2 protein-coding genes and 1 pseudogene are annotated in these 2,343 nt (G+C 70.9%); all 3 read right to left on the bottom strand.

Annotated elements, in window-relative coordinates; translation table 11 throughout:
- On the bottom strand, window positions 1-1,055 hold a 1,055-nt coding region (locus AOK23_RS43420), incomplete at its 3' end, for a glycoside hydrolase family 3 protein (RefSeq protein WP_276205813.1).
- A 100-nt stretch (window positions 1,056-1,155) separates the two neighbouring features.
- A complete protein-coding gene (locus AOK23_RS43415) occupies window positions 1,156-2,061 on the bottom strand; it encodes a carbohydrate ABC transporter permease (protein WP_055717854.1) in 906 nt (301 codons plus the stop codon).
- A 4-nt stretch (window positions 2,062-2,065) separates the two neighbouring features.
- Window positions 2,066-2,343, bottom strand: a pseudogene (locus AOK23_RS43410) (sugar ABC transporter permease); the annotation flags it as partial.

Below are 2,343 nucleotides of genomic sequence, written 5' to 3'. Positions count from 1 at the left end.
TCGAGGCGGTGAAGGCGGGCGAGATCCCCGAGTCCCTGGTGGACGTGGCCGCCCGCCTTCACGGCCTCGACCAGGGGCTCGCCGTAGCAGCGCAGGCTCGGCAGCTCCACGTCGATCCCGGCGGCCAGCGCTGCGTGTGCGGCCTCCGCGCGGCTGCTCGCCACCCGGTGGTTGGTCTCCAGGAAGCCGACGCCGAAGTAGTCGGAGACGACCGTGCCGGTGAAGCCCCAGTCGCCGCGGAGGAGTTCCGTGAGCAGGGCCCGGTCGGCCGACACGGGGATGCCGTCGGTCTCCGTGTACGCCGCCATCACCGAGCGGGCGCCGCCCTCCCGCAGCGCCATCTCGAACGGCGGCAGGACCACGTCCGCGAACTCGCGCACGCCCGCGCGTACGGGTGCGTGGTTGCGGGCGCCCACGGACGCCGCGTACCCCGCGAAGTGCTTCAGCGTGGCCACGATCCCGGCGGACTCCAGGCCCCGGACGTACGCGGAGCCGATGGTGCCCACCAGGTACGGGTCCTCGCCCACGGTCTCCTCGACCCGCCCCCAGCGCGGGTCGCGGACGACGTCGAGAACGGGGGACAGACCCTGGTGGACGCCGACCGACGCCATGTCCCGGCCGATGCTCCGGGCCATCTCCTCGACGAGGGACGGGTCGAAGGTCGCGCCCCAGGCGAGGGGCACCGGGTACGCCGTCGCCCGCCAGCTCGTGAAGCCGGCCAGGCACTCCTCGTGGGCGACGGCCGGGATGCCGAAACGGCTCGCGGCCATGATGCGGCGCTGGAAACGGGCCAGGACCCGCGCGCCCTCCTCGGGGTCGAGGGGCGCCGTGCCGAAGACACGGGTGAGCTGGCCGAGACCCCGGGTGATCAACTCGTCGAAGTCGAACGCCTCCGTCATGCCCGCCTCGTCGGGGGCGATGTCCTCGCCGTTCGCGTCGCTCTTCACCCAGACGCCGTACAACTGCGCGGTCTTCTCTTCGAGGGTCATCCGGGACAGCAGGTCCTCGACCCGCTCGGCGGCGGGCAGGGCGCGGTCACGCCAAGAGGTGGTCATGAAACTCCTGTCGGTGGTGGTGAGTTTCAGGGGTGCGGAAAAGGCTCGGGGGCGAGAAAGAAGGCTCGGTGCGGGAAGGGCTCGGGGGCGCGGGACGCGCTCACTTGCCGCCCACGCCCATCAGCCCGCCCACCAGGGCCCGTCGCGCCACCAGGTAGACGGCGAAGATCGGGATGCCGGAGAGGACGACCGAGGCGAGCACGGCGGGGATGTTGACGCCGAACTGGCTGACGAAGTTGAAGAGGCCGAGGGTGAGGACCCGTGGCCCGTCGGACTGGGTGAAGATCAGCGGGAACAGGAAGCCGTTCCACGCCTGGAGCGCCGAGTAGATCACCACGGTGCTGATGCCGCCCTTGGCCAGCGGGATCGTCAGCTGGAAGAGCATCCGTGCGGGTGAGGCGCCGTCCAGGGCCATCGCCTCGTACAGGTCCTCCGAGACGTCCCGCAGGCTGCCGACCAGCACCAGCACGGACACTGGCATCGCGAAGGCCGCCGTCGGCAGGATGACCGCCAGCAGCGTGTCGTACAGGTCGAGCTTCGCGATCAGCAGGTACAGCGGGACGACGACCGCCTGGGCGGGGATCGCCACACCGAGGAGGAACAGCCGGAACGCGGCGTTCGACCAGCGGTTCCGGGTGCGGACGGCCACGTACGCGAGCGGGACGGACAGGGCGAGGACGATACCGACGACCGCCACGGCGACGATCGCCGTGTTGGTCAGCAGATGGCCGAAGCCGCTGCTCAGCACGGTGTTGTAGTTGTCGAGCGTCGGGTCCGTGGGCGGCTTGAGCGGATTGCCCGTCAGGGCCTTGTCCGCGCTCGTGAGGGAGGCCGACAGCATCGCGTAGATCGGGATCAGGACGACGACCAGCCAGACGAACGCGCCGAGGCCCGCGACGGGGTTGGCCCGCCGTGTCCAGTGGCGCCGTCGCCGGGCGGCGGTCGGCGGTTCTCCCCCGTCCGGCCGCCGGGTCTTCGCGGGGCGCGCCAACGTGTCGTGTGACATGCCGTCACATCCCTTCGCGGGTGCTGCGCATGGAGCCGAACCCGGTCAGCCGTACGAGGACGAGCGAGAGGCCCGTCGCGGCGATGACCAGGGTCGTCGCGATGGCGCTCGCGTAGCCGAAGTCGTACTGCTTGAAGCCCGCCTCGTACATCAGGTACGGCAGGACCGCGGTGTCCGTGCCCGGGCCGCCCTTGGTGAGGATCAGGACCGTCTCGAAGTACGTCAGCGAGCCGACGACGATCAGGACCGTGGACGTGGTGATCGTGTGCCGCAGCTGCGGCA

The organism is Streptomyces torulosus (assembly GCF_001419765.1).
Classification (GTDB): Bacteria; Actinomycetota; Actinomycetes; order Streptomycetales; family Streptomycetaceae; genus Streptomyces; species Streptomyces torulosus.
This window is presented reverse-complemented; position numbering and strand designations above follow the sequence as displayed.

What these genes read in the sequence shown, in the direction of transcription:
- AOK23_RS43415 (WP_055717854.1), bottom strand. Translation starts at nt 2,061, where the DNA reads ATGTCACACGACACGTTGGCGCGCCCCGCGAAGACCCGGCGGCCGGAC.